The following is a 22,974-nucleotide window of genomic DNA, read 5'->3' on the forward strand; positions in this document are numbered from 1 at the left end:
AAAAAATACGACCGTTAAAAATATAAAAAAACAGCTATGAAACAAAAAAATCTTATTTTATTCCGAGGACTTGTTTTGCTAAAGCAATCATTTCGGGCGTTCCCGTGTTTTTGTTTTTTTCGTCAGAAAGTTTTACAACACCTTGCCAATGCGTATTATCGGGTTTTGTATCTGTTAGTTTTATGACCATATTCATAGATGGAAGGCCAACATCATTGGTAAAATTTGTTCCAATGCCAAAAGACATTTTTATTTTATCTCTGCAGAAATCGGCTATTATTTTTACCTTCTCAAAATTGAGCGAATCCGAAAAAACAATTGCTTTAGATTTAGGGTCAATTCCCATTTTAGTATAGTGCGAAATTACCTTTTGTGCAAACTCTACGGGATCGCCGCTGTCATGTCTAACACCATCAAAAAGTTTGGAGTATTTTTTATCAAATTGATTGAAAAATATATCCGTTGTGTAAGTATCAGTCAGCGCAATTCCGAGATCGCCTCCGTAGACTTGTGTCCAATGTTCGAGGCTGATTAAATTTGCCATTTTAAAACCATATTGCGCCGCATGAAACATAAACCATTCGTGTGCATGCGTACCTAAAGGTCGTTTGTTGTTAACCATTGCAAAATGCACATTACTAGTTCCTAAAAAACTACTATTACCATAAGCGCTCAAAATTTCATTTACTAAAACATGCACATCATAAGAATGGCGTCGTCTTGTACCAAATTCTAAAACAGAAACTCCGAGTTTATTATAATTGTCAATCTTGTTTTTGGTCAGCTCTTTTATAGCTTCATCATTTAAGCGAATTAAATGATTGGCTTTATAAAAGAGTTCTGAGATTAAAGCCATTAATGGCACTTCCCACAAAATGGTTCTGTACCAAAAACCTTCAATAGTAACTTTTATTTCTGAGCCTTCTTGACTGATTTGAACTTCAGATGGATCATAAATATATCCTTGGAGAAAATCTAAATAAGTGGGATCTAAATATGGACAGTGATGTGACAAATAATTTTTCTCGTCCTTTGTCAATCGTAAATTAGCCATTGCATCAACCGATTTTCGAAGTAAATCTGCAAAGCCTGAAGGAAAAACATGTTTTCCTCGATTAATAAAACCATAACGTACCTTAGCTTTTGGAAAAAGTCTAATTACAGCATGCTGCATTGTAAATTTATAGAAATCATTATCTAAGATTGATTTCAGAAAGGTAGTTTCCATGGCGTATTAATTCAGATCATGAATTGCTAAGATACGGCAATTCGATAAAAGAAGAAAATTCAATAAAGCAAACATACTGAAAAATACTACTTTGAAACTACTTTAAAAGAAACGATACTGTTTGTATCCAGAAAAAAAGTAAGATAATCTCCGATCATATTATCAAAAGTAATTTGAAATTCTAAACCTCCTCTTTTTTCCTTAGAATTTTGAATTTTAACAGGCTGATTCTTTTTATTCAGATAAAAAAATAAATCTGATTTTGAAACGTTTTTAATCTCAAAAGTTATTTTATCTCCTCTTTTAACTTCAAGTATTCCAGCAGTTGGTTCTTTAACTTTATTATCTCCTTCAATTGCTTTATTATAGATTAAAGGTCCGTTTAAGAATTCATTTCTATCTAATTTATTTCCTAAATAAGACCCCGAATCAGGAAAATGTTTAGCAAAAAAATAATCTGGATCTGTATCAAAATAAACCGGGGCAAACTCTTTTATCATTTTGCCTTTACTGCTGTCATAATAGCCCTGTGCCCAAGTTACATCAACAAGCCGCCATTTTCCGTCAATTAAAACAGTATTCCACGCATGATTTGAAGTGGTGTTTTTTCTTCCAATGTCAGCTAATCTCGTTTTAGAATCTCCTCTGATAATTTCAGATTTTAAGCCAACCAGAGAAGCTAAATGTTGATATAAAGCTGTAAAACCTTCACAAACCGCTTTCTGAGATTTAAATGCTTTTTGAATTAGTTTATCATTGAGCTGTTTTATTTTTCTTTGTTTTTCTGCTTCGCTGCTATAAGTAAAACCTTGTTTTCTTGGAGGATTTAAAAAAGTGGCAAAATCGTATTTTATATTGAAGGCCATCCAGCTGAAAATGGCTCTTGCTTTATCGTGTTCTGAGGTAAAATCTTTTTGTATTCTTTCTGCCAAATCTTCAGTTGTATCGAAGTTTTTAGGATATTTTGAAACAATATTATCTACAGCAGTATATTTTTGCGCAAATGAAGATTGCAGCAAAATTAAATTTATAGAAAGGAATAAAAAAAGTATTTTTTTTGTTGGCATGTACTTAAAAACTAGATTTAATAATGTCTTTCAGCTCTTTATCTAACTCTGTATTTGAAATTTTATTTTCTTCTAAATCAAAATTTGCATTAAAAGCAGGCAATGAAAAACTGCCTTTTATTTGAGCTCCGTATCTTGGCAAGGCATTGCGGCCAATTTCTAAAACTGACGCTCCTCCTCTTGATCCAGGCGAAGTTGCCAATAATAACATTGGTTTTTGCTGAAAAACTTCTTTGGTAATTCTAGAACTCCAATCGAATAGGTTTTTAAATGCTGTTGAGTAGTTATTGTTGTTTTCTGCAAGCGAAACAACTAAAATATCTGCACTCTGCAGTTTAGCAAGAAATGCTTTTGCAAGTTCATGCTGTCCTACTTGTTTTTCAAGATCTACGCTAAATAATGGCATTGCGAAATCATTTAAATCTAAAACTTCGACTTCGGCATTTTCGAATAAACTTGCTGCGTAAGCCGCTAATCTTTTGTTGATCGAATGTTGACTGTTACTTCCTCCAAATGCTATGATTTTCATGGTTTTTGCTCTTTTAATAATTTGTCTTCTATTGGTTTGTTTTTGGGTGTATCAATTTCAAAAATCTCTTTTGCTATTTCTACTGAATATTCATTCGGATAAATTTTACCTCCGTATGATTTTGCATATACTTTGGTAAATTCTGCTCCAAAATACAGAATAATTGCCGAATAATAGACCCAAACCAGAATAATTATTACAGAGCCGGCTGCTCCGTATACAGAAGCAACTGTAGAACTTCCTAAATAAAAACCAATGGCAAATTTACCAATCATAAAAAGTACAGCAGTAACTCCTGAACCTATAAAAGCATCTTTCCATCTTATTTTTCCATCAGGCAATGTTCTAAAAATAATTGCGAAAAGTATCGTAATACTTGCCAGCACAATTACGGTATTAACAATGTAAAACAAGTAAACGGTGCTTTCTGGAAAATATATTTTTAAACGTGAACTGACTACATCAAGTGTTGTATTTATAAACAAACTGACAAGCATTAAAAAACCAACCGAGGCAATCATTGAGAATGACATCAATCGGTTCTGAATGAATTTCTTTAATCCTTTATCGGGTTTGGCGCGCAAACCCCAAATAAAATTGATAGAACTTTGGATTTCAGCAAAAACTCCTGAAGCTCCAATTAACAGCATCACAATTCCGAATACGGTTGCAAAAACATTGCTTCCAGAAAGCTGTACATTTTTTATAGCTTCCTGAATCTGGATTGCGGCTCCATTTCCTACTAACCCGTTTATTTGTCCGTACAATTGTCCTGTTACAGCATCTTCTCCAAAGAAAAATCCACAGATTGTAATAATGATAATTAATAATGGAGGTAGTGCAAATATGGTATAATACGCTAATGCAGCACTAAGTTTAATAGCGTTGTCATCATTAAATTCTAAAAAAGTATTCTTGAGCAGAAACCAAGATTTGGCGAATATATTTTTGATTTTTACCATATTTTTTGATTTTTAATATGCTATCAAATTTAGCAAATAAGGAAAATTTTAAATTCTCGCTTTTTCGTTAAAGTTTACATTTTTACCATGTGAAATTATTTTGAAAAACCATTATTTTGAAACTTTTTATATTCATTAAAATTGATTTTAAGCATTTTACGTCTACCCAGATTGAAACGGAAAGCATTTTTTATTAATTTATATTTTTTGCGGTGATAAAAAAGCGACCGGAGGAAGCTCTTTTTATGCCGGACAAAAAAATAAATTAAGGAAAAATCTTGAAGAGTAAAGCTGGAAATAGGTTCTGAACAATGGCTCGCGGATGACACGGATTTGAACTGATTAGTTTGTCATTTCGATAAGCCTCACAATCGTGATTTTTAGAGCATAAAAAAACTGCTGAATTTCTCCAGCAGTTCAAGTCTATTCTCTTTATTCTTTATTCTATTTTCTAGAATTTATACGTTGAAACGGAAGTGCATTACATCACCATCTTTTACGATATATTCTTTTCCTTCAACTTTGAATTTTCCTGCTTCTTTTGCTTTTGCTTCAGAACCGTATTGAACGTAGTCTTCGTATGAAATAACTTCAGCACGAATGAATCCTTTTTCAAAATCAGTGTGGATAACTCCAGCGGCTTGTGGCGCTGTTGCTCCAATATTGATGGTCCAGGCACGAACTTCTTTTACACCTGCAGTAAAGTAAGTTTGTTGTTTTAATAATTTGTAAGCTGCACGAATTAAAACTGATGCTCCCGGCTCTGTTAATCCCATATCTTCAAGGAAAACCTGGCGCTCTTCGTAGCTTTCTAATTCTGTAATATCAGCCTCTGCTCCTACTGAAAGAATGATAACTTCAGCATCTTCGTCTTTTACTAATTCACGAACTTGGTCTACATACTTGTTTCCGTTTACAGCTGAATTTTCATCAACATTACAAACGTATAAAACTGGTTTTGCAGTAATTAGTTGGAAAGATTCCATTAAAACTTCCTCATCGTTACCTTGAGGTACAATAGTACGAGCAGATTTCGTCTGTAATAATGCTTCTCTGATTCTGTCTAAAAGTGCTTTTTCAGTCTGCGCTTCTTTATTTCCAGTTTTAGCTGCACGATTTACTTTTTCTAAACGTTTTTCAACTGTTTCTAAATCTTTTAGCTGTAATTCGATATCGATAGTTTCTTTATCACGAATTGGATTTACATTTCCATCTACGTGAACAATATTGTCATTATCAAAACAACGTAAAACGTGAATAATAGCATTACACTCTCTAATGTTTCCTAAAAATTGGTTTCCTAAGCCTTCGCCTTTGCTCGCTCCTTTTACCAAACCTGCGATATCTACAATATCTACAGTTGCCATTTGCACGCGCTCTGGTTTTACCAATTCTTCTAATTTATTGATTCTCGGATCCGGAACGTTTACAACACCAATATTAGGTTCGATTGTACAAAACGGGAAGTTCGCACTTTGCGCTTTTGCATTAGATAAACAATTAAATAATGTTGATTTTCCAACATTTGGCAATCCTACAATTCCTGCTTTCATATGTAGATAAATATTTATTTTTTATTTGAATTTAATCTTCTCAGACGCTTATTTTATTGACTTTAAATCAAATATTTAGCATATAAACTGATTGTTTTTTCTTATAATTTATTTTTTGACAAAATCATATATTTTGCCTCTAAAATTTTGCAAATATAAGATTTAATAGCTCGTAACTAAACAAAAAATGACGATATATGTTTTTTTACTACTTTTCCTAAAAAAAAATAAACTTTTTACTAATATTTTGTTAAATAAGACTACTTTTATCGCAATATTTAACAAACCGCTATTAAAATTTTAACCAAAACAAGTTTTAACATGAGAAAAATTGCATTACTATTATTTCTATTTAACACCTTATTTATTTTTGCGCAAAAGCAAGTTACAGGTGTTGTCAAAGACAATACAGGAACACCGCTTCCGGGAGTCAACATTTTAGAAAAAGGAACTAACAACGGTGTTTCTACCGATATTGACGGGACATATAAAATAACAGTAAAAGAAGGTGCTTCTTTAATTTTTAGTTATATGGGCTACAGCAGTGTTACAAGAGTTGCTTCTACTTCTACAATTGATGTTTCTTTATCTGAAGAAAGTGGTCAAAATCTTGACGAAGTAGTAGTTACAGGATCAAGAACAGCAGCCAGAAGTAATACAACAAGTGCATTGCCTATTGATGTTTTGTCTTCAAAGGATTTAACTTCGACGGGGCAAGCTACATTTGATAAGGCACTGCAGTATAAAATTCCTTCCTTTAATACTGTACAAACTCCTGTAAATGATGCAACTTCCTTACTTGACCCTTACGAAATCAGAAATATGGGACCTAGCAGAACTTTGATCCTTATTAATGGTAAACGTAAAAATTTAAGCTCTTTGCTTTACGTACAGACTTCTCCGGGACGTGGAGAAACGGGTGCAGATATTTCTGCAATACCTACAGATGCAATCGAAAGAGTTGAGATTCTTCGTGATGGAGCATCTGCTCAGTACGGTTCTGATGCAATTGCTGGTGTAATGAACATCATTTTAAAGAAAAACGCAACTGATGGCTCATTAACGGTAAGAAGCGGTATCACTTCTGAAGGTGATGGAGAAATGTTAGGCGTTAGCTTAAACAATGGAACTACAGTTGGTGAAAAAGGATTCTTAAATTATACTATTGACTTCTCTAAAGTAAATTTAGCAAACAGACCAGGAACAGTTGATGCTGCTGGAGATGCTGGAGATTTTGGCGCTGATATTGCTGATGTGCAAGCTTTTCTTGCCAAACATCCTGATGCTGGAAACATTAACGGTTCTCCGGAAACAGCTGCTGCTAAATTCCTTATTAACGGAGGCAACGACATAAGCGACAACACAAAAGTATATTACAACGCTGCTTATGTGTACAAAAAAGTAAACTCTTTCGCGAATTACAGAACGCCTTACTGGAGAACTTTAGCAGATGATCCTTATCTTATTGATTTTTTCGGAAAAGGTACTGGTGCTAATAGAGTTTACGAAGGCTACGTACCCACTTTTGAAGGTGACTTAACAGATTATAACGGTACATTAGGTTTCAAAAATGTAAAAAATGGATGGAATACTGATGCGAGTATAACTGTTGGAGGAAACAAACAAGTATACTCTGTAAACAACTCTGTAAACAGATCTAATATCGTTGACGAAAATGGCGAAAATGTATACAGAGAAAATAGCCCTATTTCGTTTAAACCAGGTGGAACTTCTTTTAATCACGTAGTTGGAAATATTGATATCTCTAAAATTGTTTCAGACAAAATCAGTATTGGTTTTGGATCTGAGTTTAGAAGTGAATATTTCACCGTTATGGAAGGAGATAAAGCATCTTGGGACGGAACTGGAGCTGACTCTTTTGCAGGTAACAGACCTGAAAATTCAGGAAAATGGAATCGCTACAATGTAGGTGTTTATTTAGATGTTGCTTTTGATATCACAAAAGACTTCTTAATTAACGGAACTGTGCGTCACGAAGAATATAGTGATTTTGGTGGAGCAACGGTTTGGAAAGCAAGCACAAGATATAAATTCTTAGATGATAAAATTACTTTAAGAGGATCTATCTCAACTGGTTTCAGAGCGCCTACTTTACACCAAATTTATACTCAAAAATCGCAATATTCTTTCGTAGCTGGACAAGGAATTCAAGTAAGCGGTATTATCAATAACGTTTCTCCTCAAGCACGTCAATTAGGAATTCCATCATTAGATCCTGAAAAATCTACAAACATTACTGTTGGTATTGGTGCAAAACCTTTCAGAGATTTTAATATTACTTTAGATTACTATAACATTAAAGTAGAAGACAGAATTGTATTAGGAGACAGACAAGACACTCCATTTGGTAATGTGGCTTGGTTTTCTAACTCTTTCGATTCAAGAACTTCTGGTTTAGACGTAGTTACTGGATACAATAATATCGGAATTGGATCAGGTAAATTAGGGATTAACTTATCTGGAAACGTTACTTTTCAAAATGAAAGAATTTCTCCTGTAACAAATAACTCATTTGGAGATATTTTAACTTCTTTGACTTTTACATCTAGACCTAAAACAAAATGGATCTTAGGCGGAAATTACGAAATTGGTAAATTTGGTTTCTCTCTTAACAATACTTATTTTGGAAAAACAACCTTCAATCAAGATGGTTTAGATGCTAACTTAAGAACAGAATTTATTCCTAAAGTTGTTACTGATTTAGGTATTAATTTTAATGCCACTGAAAAATTAACTTTCGCGCTAAACGTAAACAACTTATTTAATGTTTTACCAGAATGGGAATTTAAAGCAGACAATGCTGCCGGAACTGCAATATTAGCAGATCCAGCTCAAACAAAAACACAATACAACTTAATTACTTTTAATGGACGTTATTCTCAAATGACATATGACGGTTTCCATTTCAGCCAGTTAGGTACTATGTTTAATTTATCTTTAAACTATAAATTCTAATCTAAAACACAATTAAATATTTAAAAAGACTGTCATATGACAGTCTTTTTTTTACTTTTATAATTAAAAATCAAGGCAATGGCAAATTTATATGATGGCAAAATGGCAAAGATTTACGATGCGATGTATCAGACATTTGTAAATTATGACGAAGAATATACTTTTTACAACAAACTTGTTCAAGAAAACAATGCTTTTTCAATTTTAGAAATAGGAAGCGGAACAGGAAACCTCGCCAAAAGATTCCAAGAAAACAAACAAAATTATACAGGTCTGGATTATAGTGAAGATATGATTTCAATTGCGAGAGAACGCAATAAAGATTGTACATTTCTTCAAGGCGATATGCGTGAATTTAAATTGAGCAGTTCTGTAGATTCAATTTTAATTACCGGAAGATCTACCAGTTATTTGATTACGAATGATGACATCAACAGAACTTTTGACTCCGTGCATAAAAACCTGACTGAAAATGGTGTGCTGATTTTTGATTTTATCGATGCAAACCGCTTTATTCCTTTTACAAAAGATAATCCCGTAATTATTCATCAAGCAGTTTATGAGAACATCAATTATATAAGAGAAAGCCATTGGGACACTAACAATTCACTGGAGAACTTTATGCTAGAATGGACAGCACAGTATTATATTATTACAAATGGAGAAAAAGAAATTCTTGAAAATGATTTTTCGACTGTACGCGTTTTTACACTCAATGAAATACAGCTTTTTTTATATTTGAACAACTTCGAAATACTAAAAACTATAGACCGAAAAACCTATGCTTATGATACTTACGTTATTGTAGCAAAAAGAAAGTCCTAAAAAAAAACCTGAGTTTAAACTCAGGTTTTTTAATTACATTTTAAATTCCAGCCCATTTATAATTCCTTTTTCTTCTTCGGTGGCTGTAAATCCAGAAATATCCCAATAGTTGGTCAATACTTTATTCTTTTTATTGAATAGTGATTTTTCTTTAAAAACATCACTCTCTTTATAGGTAAAATTTTGCCTGTTGAAGTTGGTCGTAATAAAATTATTCCGAACCTGAATATTTTTAATTTTATCTTTTAAAATAAGATCATATGCAATCTCTTCGTTTGAAGTCAGTAAATAATAGTCTTCGCCATCAACTCTATAACTTACCTTGACAACAGATTTGGTTACATTTTTAGAACCTATTTTTGTTTGTTCTTCAATTTGAGCAAGATTTCCAGGAGTAATAGTTATGCTGAATTCCAGAATTAGCTTTTTTATCGGATCATAGATAATTTCAAAAGTATCCAGCGCTTTTTTAGATTTGTCTAGAGGCGAAATAGACATTATATAATATTCTGGATTGGTAGGATGTCCCTTTGTGCTAAATTCATATTCTTTCTTGGCTTTTGAATCTAAAATAGGATCAAAATAATTTAGGTTTGCATAATTTTCCATAATATTATTCAAATTATACCCCATTAAATCCGCACTCACATCTGTTTCCAACAAACCATAAGATCTATTTTGTTCTACTAATAATGTGGTCGATGATTTTTTTTGATTACCTGTAAACTGAAAATTCACTAATCCGTCGTTATAATAAGAATATTTGCTGTCAAGCATAAAAAACTCTCTCACATATACTTTTAACCGATAAGAAGCCGCTAATTTTTGTCTAGAATTAGAAACTATTTTTTGAAGCATTTTTTGTGGAGATTGTTTGGATACCACAATTTCGTCGAGTTTTGTGTTCTTATTATTTAAATAAACTACAAAATCATTTTCTTTTAAAGATGCCCAGCGAAGTGTTAGAGGCTCATAATCAGTTTGAGAAACCTCAATGTTTGAGCCACCTTTGAGAACAAAAGTTACTTTACCTTCTTTATTACTCATTAAAATCTGTTTGGTTTTTAAAACAACAACCATTGCATCTTCAATAGGCAATTGTGTTTCTATATCTTTTACAATTATAGAATATGTTTCATTTTGACCAAAAACAGCGTTGCTAAATAATACGACAAATAAAATTAACAGTGTTCTCATTTGCTATTATTAAATTTTCGACTAATATATTAAATTATTCTTTATAAATTAACATTTGTTCACCAAAACATTGATCATCAAAAACAAAACTCCCATTAAACCTGCATAAATGCTAAAAAAAAATCCTGAGCTTAACACTCAGGATTTCAATATTTTACTTTAAATTTTATTCATCACCATGCAAAAACGCTTGTCTGTTCAACAAGGTTTCTTCGTCTTCAACATGATTATCGTCTGGTACACAACAATCAACAGGACATACAGCAGCACATTGCGGTTCATCATGAAAACCCTTACACTCCGTACATTTTCCTGGAACAATATAATATACTTCGTCAGAAATTGGGGTTTGAGCATCATCTGCATCAACTTCAGTTCCATCTGGTAAGATTACTTTTCCTTTAAGACTTGTACCATCTTTATATCTCCAATCATCAGCGCCTTCATAAATTGCTGTATTTGGGCACTCTGGTTCACAAGCCCCACAGTTTATGCATTCGTCAGTTATAATTATTGCCATTTTTCTTAGTCTTAAAATTAAAAGTCTTAAAGTTATAAAGTCAAAAAAATATAAAAAGACATTTTCGGCTTTTGACCGGATGACTTTTGACTTTCGACTTATTTATGCTTATTTTTGTGCAAAATTACAATCAAAACAATTCATAAGCAAACATTATGACATTAGAAACAAAAAAAAGTGTTTTTGTTGAATTAGGAAATTTTTTAAGTCAGTTCTCTGAAGAGAAATCTGAAAAAAAATCTGCCGTTTTATACAACGAAATCTTTTTTGATGATTTTGAAAAATTAATACATTTATCTCAATCTCATAACGGATGGTATACACCTGGACAAGTTTATTTTGCAATAAATTCTTGGGCAGAGGCCTTGACAGAAGAAAACATTGATAAATGGCTTTCTAAATATGTCACAGAATTTAATCAAGCAGATCATAAAGAGAAAACGGTTGCCTTAATTTTAGCTGGCAATATTCCGCTTGTAGGTTTTCATGATTTTTTGTCTGTTTTAATTACTGGAAATAAAGCATTAATTAAAACTTCTTCTAACGATCAGCATTTATTGCCTTTTTTAGCTAAATATTTAATTGCTGTTGATGAAAATTTAAATGATAAGATCACTTTCGTGGAAGGAAAACTGGAAAACTTTGATACGGTTATTGCCACTGGAAGCAACAATACTTCACGATATTTTGAATATTATTTTAAAGATAAGCCTTCAATCATTCGAAAAAATAGAAATTCCGCAGCAGTCTTAAGCGGAAAAGAAACCCACGAACAATTAGAAGCTTTAGGCGAAGATATTTTTCGGTACTTCGGTTTAGGATGCCGCAATGTTTCGAAGCTTTTTGTTCCGAAAGGCTACACATTTGATGCATTTTTTCAAGCTATTTTTAAATATCAGGATGTAATTCATTACGAAAAATACGCTAACAATTATGACTATAACAAGGCTGTATTTTTAATGAGCAATTTTAAATTATTAGATAACGGCTTTTTGACTTTAAAGGAAGATCCGAGCTATGCCTCGCCTATTTCGAGTGTTTTTTACGAATTCTATGAGAATATAGACGATTTAAAAGCGCGTCTTGAAGCTGATTCTAAGCAAATTCAATGCATTGTGAGCGGTGATTTAATTCAAAACAGCATTCCCTTCGGACAAACCCAAAATCCTCAATTGTGGGATTATGCAGATAACGTAGATACTATAACGTTTTTGTTAACAACAAAGTAAAAATATGTTTAATTATTTCGAATAATTTATCGCTTTTTCAGCTCCTATTGCCGAAATTTGCGTCTTTAAAATTTCGACTATTAACAACAACCATGAAAAAACACAACTACAGCGCAGGACCAAGTATTTTACCTCAGGAAGTTTTTGAGAAGGCATCAAAAGCAATTTTAAATTTTAATGATTCAGGACTTTCTATTCTTGAAATTTCGCACCGAAGCAAAGATTTCGTTGCTGTTATGGATGAAGCTCGTTCGCTTGCTTTAGAATTATTAGGACTTCAAGGAAAAGGATATCAAGCCTTATTTTTACAAGGCGGAGCAAGTACTGCATTCTTAATGGCTCCATATAACTTGATGAAAGAAAACGGAAAAGCGGCTTATTTAGATTCAGGAACTTGGGCAACTGCTGCAATAAAAGAAGCTAAGTATTTTGGAGAAACTGTTGTTGTAGCTTCTTCAAAAGAAGAAAATTACAACCATATTCCAAAAGGATATACAATACCAAGTGATGCTGATTATTTTCACTGTACAAGCAACAATACCATTTTTGGAACTCAAATGAAAGAATTCCCGGCAACTAACATTCCTGTTGTTTGCGATATGAGTTCTGATATATTTTCACGTGATTTAGATTTCTCAAAATTTGATTTAATTTATGCCGGAGCTCAAAAAAATATGGGTCCTGCAGGAACTACTCTGGTAGTGGTTAAAGAAGAAATTTTAGAAAAAAACGGAAGAACAATTCCAAGTATGTTAGACTACGCTAAACATATCAAAGCAGAAAGTATGTACAATACGCCACCTGTTTTTGCAGTTTACGTTTCGTTATTAACTTTACAATGGATTAAAGAAAAAGGCGGAATCGCTGCTGTCGAAAAATTAAACGATGCAAAAGCAGATTTACTTTATGCTGAAATCGACAGAAACCCATTATTTAAAGGTGCTGCTGCTGTTGAAGACCGTTCTAAAATGAATGTTACTTTCTTATTAAACAACCTTGATCATACAGAAACTTTTGATGCTTTATGGAAAGCTGCAGGAATTTCAGGATTGCCAGGACACCGTTCAGTAGGTGGCTACAGAGCTTCTATTTACAACGCTATGCCTATAGAAAGTGTTCAGGTTTTAGTTGATGTAATGAAAGCATTGGAAACAAAGATTTAAATTGAAATATTGAATGACTTAAAGATTTTTTTATATCTAAATCATTCTGTTTTTTCATTCTAACAATTCAGATTGAATATTTCAATTATGAAATTTTTCAATCTTTAAATATCAAAAAAAAAAATGAAAGTATTAGCCAATGATGGAATTTCTAAAAGTGGAATTCTAGCCTTAGAAAAAGGCGGATTTGAAGTTATAACTACAAAAGTAGCTCAAGAACAAGTTGCTAATTTTGTGAATGAAAACAATGTAGACGTAGTTTTAGTTCGTAGTGCAACTAAAGTTCGTAAAGATATTATTGATGCTTGCCCAGGTCTTAAAGTTATCGGACGCGGTGGTGTTGGTATGGATAATATTGACGTTGATTACGCTAAAAGCAAAGGGATTCATGTAATTAATACACCTGCTTCATCATCAGAATCTGTTGCTGAATTGGTATTTGGACACTTATTTTCTGGTGTTCGTTTTTTGCATGATTCTAACAGAAATATGCCTCTTGAAGGAGATTCAAACTTTGATGGTTTGAAAAAAGCTTACGCAAATGGTGTTGAATTAAGAGGAAAAACACTTGGTATTGTTGGTATTGGACGTATTGGTCAGGCAACTGCAAAAATGGCGCTTGGTTTAGGAATGAAAGTTATCGCTGCAGATAGTTTTATTCCAAAAGTAGACATTAAAGTAGAATTTTTTGACGGACAATCCATTACAACTACAATCGTTTCTCAATCATTAGAATCTTTGTTTAAAGAAGCTGATTTCATTACATTGCACGTTCCAGCTCAAGATGGTTATATTATTGGTGAAAAAGAATTTGAGATCATGAAAGATGGTGTCGGAATCGTAAACTGTGCACGTGGCGGCGTAATTGACGAAGTTGCTTTAATAAAAGCTTTAGATTCAGGAAAAGTTGCTTTTGCTGGATTAGACGTTTTTGAAAGCGAGCCAAAACCAGAAATGACAATTTTAATGCATCCAAAAATCTCTTTGACTCCACACATTGGAGCTGCAACTGGAGAAGCACAAGACAGAATTGGTACAGAACTAGCATCACAAATTATTTCTTTGTTGAGCTAAGTAATCAAAAAATAGATTAACTTTAGAGGGATTTACTACTTATTTGTAGTAAATCCCTTTCTTTTTTGATTAATTTTGTCGTCTAATCTAAATCTAAATATCATGTTTGAACAATTGACCCAATTAGTACAGCAATACGGAGGCGATGCCGTTGTTAAAAATACTGCTGTCCCAAATGAACATAATGAAGCCGTAATAAGCGAGACCGGCAATTCTATTTTTGCGGGACTACAAAAAATTGCTTCAGAAGGAGGAGCTGAACAACTAGCAGGTTTATTTAACGGAACTTCTAAATTAGACAGTTCAAATCCCGTTGTACAGCAAATAACACAACAGTTAACCGGAAGCCTAGGTGAAAAATTCGGATTAAGCAGCGCTGACTCTGCGGGTGTAGCTTCAAGCATGATTCCACAGGTTTTGAATTCTTTAATAAACAAAGCTAAAGATCCTAACGACAACAGCTTTCAAATTTCTGATATCATCAATTCAATTTCAGGAAACAGTGGCCAAGCGTCAAGTATAATGGATACAATCTCCAAATACGGAATGCAGTTTGGCCTAGACCAAAACGCCGACGGAAAAGTTGATGTTGCTGATGTTCTAGTAGTTGCCAAAACCAAAGGTGGCATCTCAGGATTTATTGGGAGATTGTTTGGAAGTAAATAACTTTTAAAGTTATAAAGGATTACAGGTTCAAAGGAACAAAGGTTTTTAAAATCTTTGTCACTTTGAACCTTTGTCGCTGTGAACCTTTGTCACTTTGAACCTTTGTCACTTTGAACCTTTGTCACTTTGAACCTCACTATAAACTGTTAAAAAATAAAACTCTTTCCTGATTTATTTGTAAATTTAGATCTGATAATCAGTATTATGAAAAATTGCATTTACATATTAATAGTTCTATTTACGATAGTTGCTTGTTCTACAGCATCAAAAAATACTGTAGCAGAGGCAAATGCGGGTAAAGCAAACAAAAATATAAATGATACTGTAAGAATTGCAAATGACTCTTTAGAATATGAAGTAATTATTATTGATAGCGGTTTCAGCACTTGGCTGGCATCTATGGCACAGCCCAGAAATTATTATTCATTGTCTTATCTTGAAAACAAAAATTATCTGTATGTAACCGAGTGGAATAACAGAGTCAATCAGCCACAGCGATATAATCCAAATTTGTATGAAATGCGTATTGATTATCAACCTCAGATTCATTACGGTTATGAAGTAAATTACCTGATTTACAATTATATGATTTATTTTCAAAATACATACAAACAAAAGCTAGGCGGATATGTACCAATACGATAATGTTCTTATATTTGTAATTGTTATAAATAAAGAATGAACAGATTAAAGAAACGCTGGGGAATTACCTCAAACTTACAAGCCATTATTATCTTTATCGTTTTTGCGATCACCGGATCGGCATCTGCATGGCTGTCTAAGCCTTTTTGCGTTTGGCTGGGTATTAGCAAGGAAGATTTTGGAGGTTGGTTTACCTTAATCCGCTTATTGATTATTTTTCCTATCTATCAAGTTTTATTAGTTATAATTGGGAGTATTTTTGGGCAATTCCGCTTTTTTTGGAATTTTGAAAAGAAAATGCTAAAAAAAATGGGATTAGGTTTTCTTTTTAAAGACTAAATTTCCTTATCCTGTTTTTGAAAATAGTAAGTGTAAATCCACGTAAGTGTAAATGAAGGAATAACATCTGTAAATGGAATTATTTCCTCAACAAATGTCAAAATACTAGCCACTTTCCCTACTCTGCCTTTGTACATTCTTGTCATTATAAATGCGGCAATAGGCGCCCAAATGACATCTGAGAATTCTCCAATTAACGGAATACTGAACGAAATCATTCCGATTCCATCCAAAAGCAAACCTAATAGTAGTTTTCTAGTTCTATCGTCTTCTCTTATTACTTTAACTTCCTGCATTTTAATTGAATTTAGATTGTTCTAATTTAAAAGTTTTACTTTTAATCAGCTTATTTATTTTTTCAAATTTATTTCTTAATTACCACGTTTCTAAGTGATTATTTTTCTAGAAACTTGATATTTGCAAAACTTATTACTCAAAAGTCATTCCATTATTAAAATACAATTATTTGAAGAACATTGACACGTAGGTTTTCTTTAGCTCTTACCGCTAAATACTTTCATAAATTTCTGTTAGAACGAATTTTTATATCGGCAGAATCTTTGTTTCTTTGTAGAAACAGTTTCAAAAATGATACACGCAAAAAATATACATAAATTCTACGACCAGCTTGAAGTTTTAAAAGGAGTTGACCTGCACATTAAAAAAGGAGAAATTGTTTCGATTGTAGGGGCTTCTGGAGCTGGAAAAACCACTTTACTGCATATTTTAGGAACGCTTGACAAACCATCAAAATCAAATACTGAAACTTCATTAACTATAAATGGAGAAAATATTTTAGGCCTTAATGACAAAGCTTTGTCGAAATTCAGAAATATGAATTTAGGCTTTATTTTTCAGTTTCATCAGCTTTTGCCTGAGTTTACAGCTTTAGAAAATGTTTGCATTCCTGCTTATATTGCAGGTAAGAAACCATCTGAAACAGAAGATGAAGCTAAAAAACTGCTGACATATTTAGGATTATCGCATCGCATAAATCACAAACCAAACGAACTTTCAGGAGGAGAACAGCAACGTGTAGCTGTTGCGAGAGCTCTAATCAATAAACCAGATGTTATTTTTGCCGATGAACCGTCTGGAAATTTAGACACTCATTCTGCTGAAAATTTGCACCAATTATTTTTTCAGCTTCGTGATGAATTCGGACAAACATTTGTAATCGTAACACACAACGAAGAATTAGCCAATATGGCAGATCGAAAATTAATTATGGTAGACGGACAGATTAGCAATTAAAACTAAATCGCTGTTCAACATTATTATGAATAAATTAGAACTCAAAGAATTTCTAGACGAAAAAGTCATTCAATACAACAATCAAGATTTTATTGAAAGTGATCCAGTGCAGATTCCACATTTGTTTTCATTAAAAGAAGATATTGAAATTGCTGGTTTTTTAAGCGCTACAATCGCTTGGGGAAATCGTAAAATGATTATCAAAAATTCACATCAAATGATGGAATTAATGGGAAACACACCCTACGATTTTGTGATGTCTCATTCTGAAGAAGATCTGGCGAGATTGGAAAATTTTGTACACAGAACTTTTAACGGAAAAGATTTTGGAAGCTTTATAAAAGGATTGCAGCACATTTATAAAAACCATAATGGCTTAGAAACTGTTTTTTCTAAAAACCAAGAACTAAACAGTTTACAGAAAAGCATTCATGAATTCAAGAAATTATTTTTTGAAATCGATCATTTGCCTCGAACCCAAAAACACATTTCAGATCCGTTAAACAATTCGGCCGCCAAAAGAATTAATATGTATCTGCGATGGATGGTGCGTCAGGATTCTAAAGGAGTTGATTTAGGAATTTGGAAAACTATTTCGCCTGCAGCATTATCTTGTCCGCTGGATGTTCATTCAGGAAATGTAGCGCGCAAACTTGGAATACTTTCGCGAAAGCAAAATGACGCAAAAGCATTAGCTGAATTAGATTTACAACTTCGTAAAATGGATGCAAGAGATCCTGTAAAATATGATTTTGCCTTATTTGGTTTGGGTGTTTTTGAAGGGTTTTGATTTTGATAATTAGATTATTAGATGAACCGATTATTAGATGATTCGAAAAATCTAGTGATCTAACCATCAATTTAACGTACATTTGCACAAAATTTAATGCAAATGAGCACTTTCGAAAAATTCAATCTTCCAAAATCAGTACAAAAAGCAATCGATGAATTAGGCTTTGTTACGCCTACTCCTATTCAGGAAAAATCCTTTTCTGTGATTATGTCTGGCCGAGATATGATGGGAATTGCACAAACTGGTACCGGTAAAACTTTTGCATATTTATTGCCTCTTTTAAAACTATACAAATTTACACCAACCAATACGCCTAAAATTGTAATTCTTGTTCCAACCCGCGAATTAGTAGTTCAGGTGGTAGAAGAAGTCGAGAAATTAACCAAATACATGTCGGTTAGTACGCTTGGTATTTTTGGTGGAGTAAACATCAATACGCAAAAAAAAGCAGTTTACGAAGGAGTTGACATTTTAGTAGGAACCCCTGGCAGAACAATGGATTTAGCACTAGATGCTGTAATTCGTTTTGATGAAACTCAAAAATTAGTTATTGATGAGTTTGATGAAATGCTGAATCTTGGCTTCCGTACACAATTGACAGCACTTTTGGCGATGATGAAAACCAAGCGTCAGAACATTTTATTCTCTGCAACAATGACAGATGAAGTTGATGCTGTTTTAAATGACTTTTTTGATTTTCCAGAAGAGGTAACACTTGCTGCTTCAGGAACACCACTTGAAAACATTACTCAAATCACCTATAATGTCCCTAATTTCAATACAAAAGTAAATCTGTTAAAACATTTATTACAAACAAACGAAAGCATGGAACGTGTTTTGGTTTTCGTGAATAATAAAAAGATTTCAGACATGCTTCATACGCGTATTGAGGAAGATTTTGAAGGTCAGTTTGGAGTTATTCACTCTAATAAATCTCAAAATTATCGTTTGAGTACAATGGCAGAATTTCAAGAAGGAAATTTACGTGGATTAATTACTACTGATATTATGGCGAGAGGTTTAGATATTTCGAATATCTCTCACGTTATTAACTTTGAGCTTCCTGAATTTCCAGAATTGTATATGCACAGAATTGGCCGTACAGGTCGTGCAGATGCAACAGGAACTGCAATAAGTTTCATCACGCCTCGTGAAGAAGAATTTAAAGTAGAAGTAGAAGTTTTAATGAATCAGGAATTAGAAGTTGCGGCATTTCCAGAAGAAGTAGAAGTTTCATTAAAACTAATTGAACCTGAAAAAGACAAACAGCCGATTAAGTTTTTAATGAAAAAAGTGAAACTTGATGGTGATGGTGCATTTCATGATAAAGCTAAAAAGAATAAGAAAGTCAATTTAGGAGGGCCTTCAAAAACAAAAAAGAAAACCCACGGTTCTGTCAATCGAAATATGTTGAAAACGAGAGATAAGAAAAGAAAGGATAAGGATAAGGATAAATAGATTTAAAAAGGTACTGAGTTTCTAAGATGCTAAGATTCTGAGGTTTCTTATTTTATAAAAGAGGGTTGAGTTTTTTTTGAAACTCAACCCTCTTTTATATTTTAAACTTAGTCCCTTAGCATCTTAGAAACTCAGTACTTAAAAAAAGCTATATCTTAGTAAAAATCAATCCTACAGGTGAACACAGTTCAATCTTTTTTCCTGTATCAGTAAGCTTTCCGGTAGTTTTATCTCTTTTAAAAATAATTATATCATTTGTATATTGATGACCAACTAAAAGGTAATTTCCTGTTGGGTCAATGGCAAAATCTCTTGGGCCTTTTCCTAAAGTACTTTGCTGTTCAACTAATTCGATACTCCCATTTTTAAGAATTTTGTAAACTGAAATAGCATTGGCATCAACTCGGTCAGAAACGTATAAAAAGTTTCCGTCAGGTGAAATTTTTATCGCTGCAGCGCCAGTTCCGCCTGTAAATCCTTTTGGAAGAATACTTGTTTCGGCAAGAACCTTAAGATTTCCTGTTTTATCGTAACTAAAAGTCGTTAATGTAGCATCTAATTCTTGAATTAAATAGACAAATTTTCCGTCTTTGCTAAAAGTCAAATGTCTTGGTCCGCTTCCTGGCTTTACATCGACAGTACTTTTTAAAGTCAGCATTTCGTTCTTAGAATTCGGATTGTATTTGTAAATGAAAATTTTATCTAAACCTAAATCGTTCGATAAAACAAACTTTTTATCTGGAGAAAAAACTACCATATGCACGTGTGCTTTTTCTTGGCGCGCAACATTTGGTCCTTTTCCTTCATGCTGAATCAACTGTTGTACTGGTGTAATGCTTCCATTAGGACTCTTTTTAAAAACTACTATGCTTCCACCTGAATAATTCGCAACAATTACATTTTGACTGTCATTAATTAAATGACAAGGATCTGCACCCAATGCATCATTTTTATTTAAAAAAGTAAGCTTTCCGTTTGGCGAATTGTATCTAAAAGCACTTACAGTACTTTGAGTTCCGTTTTCGTTTACTGCATAAATAAATTTATTATCTGCTGAAACTGACAAATAACTCGGACTCAAAACGCCCTCAGAAGAATTCTTTAACTTAAATTCTCCCGAATTTGAATTGAATTCGTAAACGTAAATTCCGTCGCTCTTGCAGGTATTTGTGTAAGTTCCCACTAATAAATTAAATTTATTTTGGGCTTGTAAGTTTGTAAAAGCTAAAGCTGAAAAAAGCAGCATATATAATCTTTTCATAGTTTTTAATTGTTTTTTGAATACGCTAAAATACTCAATATTATCAATAGAAATTGCATTTTTTGTTATAAATGAATTTCCAAAAGTTACATATTTCAAACTATTTTTTTTCCTTTTTTAGCTATACAAGAAATATAACTTTATTTAATTTTATGCTTATAAAGACTAGCTTATAATCTCTTACATTACTTATATGGTTTAACTAAATATAATACAAGGTTTGAGTAAAAATTTGTATTTTTGACCAGTATCTACAAAACGTAGTGAAGTTAAATCGAAGCCAGAATGCATTTTAAACATCCCGAAATTCTATACTTTCTGTTTTTATTGATTGTTCCAATTTTGGTTCATTTATTTCAATTACGACGTTTCAAAACTTCTTATTTTACCAACGTCAAATTCTTAAAAGAACTCGCTGTTCAGACTCGTAAAAGTTCGAAAATCAAAAAACGATTATTGCTTGCTACTCGTTTATTACTGCTGACTTTTGCCATTATTGCTTTTGCACAGCCTTATTTTGAAGCCAAAGACAGCAAAAATGCCACAAACGAAATGTATATTATTCTAGATAATTCGTTTAGTATGCAGGCTAAAGGAAAAAAAGGTGAATTGCTAAAGCGTGCGGTTCAGGAATTATTAGAAAACACACCAGAAAACACTCAATTTTCGCTTTTAACTAATACCGAAAATTACTGGAATACCGATATTAAATCTTCGAAAGGCGCTTTGCAAAACTTAAAATACAGCGCAACTCCTTTTGAACTTTCATCGATTATGGCTAAGATTAAAGCGCATAAGTCAGCACATAAAAAAGATATTGTCATTATTACAGATGCTGTTGGTTTAGCAGAAAAAGATGTAAAAAACATTGATACAGAAGAAAAACCATATTTTATTATTCCGGAAGCCGAACAAAAAAACAACATTGCTGTTGACAGTGTTTTTATCAATCAGACTTTAGAGAATTTTTACGAAATAAGTGTTGCATTATCGGCCTATGGAGACGATTTTAAACCTATTTCAATGGCGCTTTACAATCAAAATAAACTGATAGCCAAAACAATTATTAATTTTGATTCGAAGAAAAAGAAAATCAATTTTACTATTCCGAAAGAAGCTTTTCACGGGTATGTAACCATTGAAGATAATGGACTGAATTATGATAATAAGCTTTATTTCAGTATTTCTAAATCTAAAAAAACAAATGTTATCAGCATTGGAGAACCTGAAAAAAGCAACTTCTTATCTCGAATTTATACATCGGCTGAATTCAATTACAACAATTACTCAATCAGCAGTTTAGATTACAATAGTCTAGAAAAACAAAATACTATTATTCTGAATGAATTAATCGAAGTTCCTCAAGCACTTCAAACTACTTTAAAAGCATTTGTTTCAAAAGGCGGTAATTTAGTTGTAATCCCTTCTGAGAAAAGTTCGATCTCAAATCTGAATTCATTTTTAGGAAATTTTGGAAAAGTTCAGTTTAATAATTTAAGAACCGACAGCAAATTAATTACCAAAATCAACTTTGATCATCCTTTATTTTCTGGTGTTTTTGAGAATAAAATTACGAATTTTCAATATCCTAAAACGAGCAGTTCATTTGCTATTTCTACTCCATATCCAGCAGTTATATCGTATGAAGATCAAAGTGTATTTGTAACTTCAATTCAGAATCCAGTTTCTGGAATTACAGTATTTTCAGCACCAATTAACAGTGAAAATTCAAATTTTCAGCAATCGCCATTAATTGTTCCGCTGTTTTATAAAATGGGACAAAACAATCAGAAAACAGGTGTAAACGCATTAACGATTGGCAATAATCAACCTTATTTTGTTGATGTTTTACTGACAAAAGACGCAATTTTAGAAGTAAAAGGAAATGATGATTCGTTTATTCCGATTCAGCAAATATTAAATAATAAAGTAAAATTGACATTTAATGATTTCCCTGAAACAGCTGGAAATTATAGTATTTATGACAAAAAAGAATGGGTTGAAAATCTGAGTTTTAATTATAAACGAAGCGAAAGTGATTTGAGTCAAGTAAATACAAATGTAGTTTCAGATTTTAAAACTGCAGATACCATTTCGACCATTTTCAACACCTTACAAACTGAGCGAACTGACAGCCAAATTTGGAAATGGTTTGTTATCTTTGCTCTGTTATTTTTAGCATTAGAAATGGCAATTATAAAATTTGTAAAATAGAATTCGCGTTTGTTTTAAGGCATT

At 32.6% G+C, this 22,974-nt stretch carries 21 protein-coding genes; 12 read left to right on the forward strand and 9 right to left on the reverse strand.

Features of this window, described 5'->3' with window-relative positions; all coding sequences use genetic code 11:
- Positions 1–52 precede the first annotated feature (52 nt).
- The 5 genes from pncB to ychF all read right to left on the reverse strand — a co-directional run bounded on the left by pncB (position 53) and on the right by ychF (position 5,339).
- Entirely contained in the window at positions 53–1,228 is a 1,176-nt protein-coding gene (gene pncB / locus IR010_RS04210) for a nicotinate phosphoribosyltransferase (protein WP_194601865.1), read from the reverse strand.
- 86 nt (positions 1,229–1,314) lie between these two features.
- Positions 1,315–2,295, reverse strand: coding sequence for a transglutaminase domain-containing protein (locus tag IR010_RS04215; protein WP_194601868.1), 981 nt, complete (start codon positions 2,293–2,295; stop codon positions 1,315–1,317).
- Between the two features lie 4 nt (positions 2,296–2,299).
- A complete protein-coding gene (locus tag IR010_RS04220) occupies positions 2,300–2,824 on the reverse strand; it encodes an NADPH-dependent FMN reductase (RefSeq protein WP_194601871.1) in 525 nt (174 codons plus the stop codon).
- Positions 2,821–3,786, reverse strand: coding sequence for a YihY/virulence factor BrkB family protein (locus IR010_RS04225; RefSeq protein WP_194566920.1), 966 nt, complete (start codon positions 3,784–3,786; stop codon positions 2,821–2,823). Before IR010_RS04225 ends, IR010_RS04220 begins: the two co-directional genes overlap by 4 nt.
- A 458-nt stretch (positions 3,787–4,244) precedes the next feature.
- A complete protein-coding gene (gene ychF / locus IR010_RS04230) occupies positions 4,245–5,339 on the reverse strand; it encodes a redox-regulated ATPase YchF (RefSeq protein ID WP_194601875.1) in 1,095 nt (364 codons plus the stop codon).
- Between the two features lie 321 nt (positions 5,340–5,660).
- Here ychF and IR010_RS04235 point away from each other — a divergent pair, with 321 nt between their 5' ends.
- Both IR010_RS04235 and IR010_RS04240 read left to right on the forward strand, forming a co-directional pair.
- The gene (locus tag IR010_RS04235; RefSeq protein WP_029269136.1) at positions 5,661–8,315 is read left to right on the forward strand and encodes a TonB-dependent receptor; all 2,655 of its coding nucleotides are present in this window, start codon (positions 5,661–5,663) and stop codon (positions 8,313–8,315) included.
- Between the two features lie 78 nt (positions 8,316–8,393).
- Positions 8,394–9,140, forward strand: a complete 747-nt coding sequence (locus IR010_RS04240; RefSeq protein ID WP_194601877.1) for a class I SAM-dependent DNA methyltransferase — start codon at positions 8,394–8,396, stop codon at positions 9,138–9,140.
- A 33-nt stretch (positions 9,141–9,173) separates the two neighbouring features.
- On the opposite strand, the gene IR010_RS04245 is transcribed toward IR010_RS04240, so the two are convergent.
- Positions 9,174–10,337: a hypothetical protein gene (locus tag IR010_RS04245; RefSeq protein ID WP_194601880.1), complete on the reverse strand. Its 1,164-nt coding sequence runs from the start codon at positions 10,335–10,337 to the stop codon at positions 9,174–9,176.
- Positions 10,338–10,503: 166 nt separating this feature from the next.
- Entirely contained in the window at positions 10,504–10,857 is a 354-nt protein-coding gene (locus tag IR010_RS04250; protein ID WP_029269133.1) for a 4Fe-4S dicluster domain-containing protein, read from the reverse strand.
- A 155-nt stretch (positions 10,858–11,012) separates the two neighbouring features.
- On the opposite strand from IR010_RS04250, the gene IR010_RS04255 reads away from it, so the two are divergent.
- The 6 genes from IR010_RS04255 (at position 11,013) to IR010_RS04280 (ending at position 15,970) form a co-directional block, all read left to right on the forward strand.
- The gene (locus IR010_RS04255; RefSeq protein ID WP_194601884.1) at positions 11,013–12,086 is read left to right on the forward strand and encodes an acyl-CoA reductase; all 1,074 of its coding nucleotides are present in this window, start codon (positions 11,013–11,015) and stop codon (positions 12,084–12,086) included.
- Positions 12,087–12,178: 92 nt separating this feature from the next.
- The gene (gene serC / locus IR010_RS04260; RefSeq protein WP_194601887.1) at positions 12,179–13,249 is read left to right on the forward strand and encodes a 3-phosphoserine/phosphohydroxythreonine transaminase; all 1,071 of its coding nucleotides are present in this window, start codon (positions 12,179–12,181) and stop codon (positions 13,247–13,249) included.
- A 123-nt stretch (positions 13,250–13,372) separates the two neighbouring features.
- On the forward strand, positions 13,373–14,323 hold the full coding sequence (locus IR010_RS04265; RefSeq protein WP_194566929.1) for a D-2-hydroxyacid dehydrogenase: 951 nt from the start codon (positions 13,373–13,375) through the stop codon (positions 14,321–14,323).
- 102 nt (positions 14,324–14,425) lie between these two features.
- On the forward strand, positions 14,426–14,989 hold the full coding sequence (locus IR010_RS04270; RefSeq protein ID WP_194601890.1) for a hypothetical protein: 564 nt from the start codon (positions 14,426–14,428) through the stop codon (positions 14,987–14,989).
- A gap of 204 nt (positions 14,990–15,193) precedes the next feature.
- Positions 15,194–15,634: a DUF6146 family protein gene (locus IR010_RS04275; protein WP_194566931.1), complete on the forward strand. Its 441-nt coding sequence runs from the start codon at positions 15,194–15,196 to the stop codon at positions 15,632–15,634.
- Between the two features lie 33 nt (positions 15,635–15,667).
- Positions 15,668–15,970 (forward strand): DUF6787 family protein, encoded by a 303-nt coding sequence (locus tag IR010_RS04280; protein ID WP_029269122.1) that lies wholly within the window; start codon positions 15,668–15,670, stop codon positions 15,968–15,970.
- On the opposite strand, the gene IR010_RS04285 is transcribed toward IR010_RS04280, so the two are convergent.
- Complete coding sequence (locus IR010_RS04285; RefSeq protein WP_029269120.1) at positions 15,967–16,266, reverse strand: hypothetical protein; 300 nt, start codon at positions 16,264–16,266, stop codon at positions 15,967–15,969. The two genes, IR010_RS04280 and IR010_RS04285, sit on opposite strands and share 4 nt — an antisense overlap.
- A gap of 292 nt (positions 16,267–16,558) precedes the next feature.
- Between IR010_RS04285 and IR010_RS04290 the strand changes: the two genes are divergently transcribed.
- The 3 genes from IR010_RS04290 to IR010_RS04300 all read left to right on the forward strand — a co-directional run bounded on the left by IR010_RS04290 (position 16,559) and on the right by IR010_RS04300 (position 19,475).
- The gene (locus IR010_RS04290; protein WP_029269118.1) at positions 16,559–17,224 is read left to right on the forward strand and encodes an ABC transporter ATP-binding protein; all 666 of its coding nucleotides are present in this window, start codon (positions 16,559–16,561) and stop codon (positions 17,222–17,224) included.
- A gap of 25 nt (positions 17,225–17,249) precedes the next feature.
- Entirely contained in the window at positions 17,250–18,014 is a 765-nt protein-coding gene (locus IR010_RS04295; protein WP_194566935.1) for a TIGR02757 family protein, read from the forward strand.
- 102 nt (positions 18,015–18,116) lie between these two features.
- Entirely contained in the window at positions 18,117–19,475 is a 1,359-nt protein-coding gene (locus IR010_RS04300) for a DEAD/DEAH box helicase (protein ID WP_194601894.1), read from the forward strand.
- 148 nt (positions 19,476–19,623) lie between these two features.
- Here IR010_RS04300 and IR010_RS04305 read toward each other — a convergent pair whose 3' ends face one another.
- A complete protein-coding gene (locus tag IR010_RS04305) occupies positions 19,624–20,736 on the reverse strand; it encodes a lactonase family protein (protein WP_194601896.1) in 1,113 nt (370 codons plus the stop codon).
- Positions 20,737–21,021: 285 nt separating this feature from the next.
- On the opposite strand from IR010_RS04305, the gene IR010_RS04310 reads away from it, so the two are divergent.
- Positions 21,022–22,950: a vWA domain-containing protein gene (locus tag IR010_RS04310; protein ID WP_194566941.1), complete on the forward strand. Its 1,929-nt coding sequence runs from the start codon at positions 21,022–21,024 to the stop codon at positions 22,948–22,950.
- The last annotated feature ends 24 nt before the right edge of the window (positions 22,951–22,974 follow it).

The sequence above is a fragment of the Flavobacterium sp. MR2016-29 genome, assembly GCF_015350695.1.
Lineage (GTDB): Bacteria > Bacteroidota > Bacteroidia > Flavobacteriales > Flavobacteriaceae > Flavobacterium.